Genomic DNA, 1,083 nt, shown 5'->3' on the forward strand with positions numbered 1-1,083 from the left:
ACTGCGGGCATTAGGTTTGGCCTAAGCGTGCCTCGTCTTTGTTAAATTGATCCTTCAGGGCTTAACGCCCTACGAAGACCGCATCACGACGCTCGATAAATGACTGAACTCCCTCATTCATATCTTCTGACTCAATGACGGGCTTTAAGCTAGGAAAAAGTTGCTTTATGGCCGATGCCTCGCCTTCTTGTCTTGCAAGCTTAGATGAAGTCAAGCTTCCACGTACAGCCAAAGGAGCTGCCTTAGCGATCTTCTGTGCTAGCGCTAAGGCACATTCTAACTGCTTCCCTGGCTCACATATTTCCTGAATCATTCCCATGCGATACGCATCAGCGGCCGACCACTCGTCACCCGTGAGTAAATATCGTTGAGCATTGGCCCAACCCATTTCATTCTGTAACCGTATCGTTGCCCCACCACAGGCAAACAAACCACGCTGAACCTCCAGCTGAGCAAAGCGTGCATTCTCCGAAGCAACTCTGATATCTGTATTGAGCATCATCTCAACCACCCAGGTATAGCTATAACCTTGCACCGCCATAATAACAGGCTTCGACAAGCTTGGGCCTGATAATGCAAAGGGGTCTATGGTTCTCTCAGGCAAAGGCGGCAAGCCTCCTGATTTAAGAGGCTCTAACCAATCAGTGAGCTCCAAGCCAGCTGAAAAATGTTCTCCCTCTGCGTAAAATACGGCAACACACAAATTATTATCATGCTCCAGCTGGTAATAGGCTCGTGCAATATCGTGATACATTTCGACCGTTAGCGCGTTATACTTTTCCGCTCGATTAACCTTGATCAATAAGATCGAACCTCTTACATCGACTTCAATATAGCTCACTTTTTCCTCCGCTTTCGAATTTGGTTTATGTCTCAAGGTCTAGAACCAGTTTGGCTGCATTTCAAAACAGGTATCGTCTCGCCCCAAAAGTAGATCTGCTTCGTGCTTAGCTAATGGTAATTGCCATTTAATATAATATTGAGCAGCCTGGAGTTTGCCACGGTAAAACGAAAGCTCTTCATGGTTTGCGGGCTCAGTTTCGGCAATCCCCTTTTCTGCCGCTAAGGCCTGGCGTAACCACA

At 47.2% G+C, this 1,083-nt stretch carries 2 protein-coding genes; both read right to left on the reverse strand.

Annotated features, from left to right (window positions below):
* Positions 1-61: 61 nt before the first annotated feature.
* The gene (locus tag A3766_RS08020; protein WP_068515092.1) at positions 62-841 is read right to left on the reverse strand and encodes a crotonase/enoyl-CoA hydratase family protein; all 780 of its coding nucleotides are present in this window, start codon (positions 839-841) and stop codon (positions 62-64) included.
* A 39-nt stretch (positions 842-880) separates the two neighbouring features.
* Positions 881-1,083, reverse strand: a 203-nt coding sequence (locus tag A3766_RS08025; RefSeq protein WP_197479430.1) for an acyl-CoA dehydrogenase C-terminal domain-containing protein, incomplete at its 5' end; no start/stop codon positions are given.

Source organism: Oleiphilus sp. HI0132 (genome assembly GCF_001635845.1).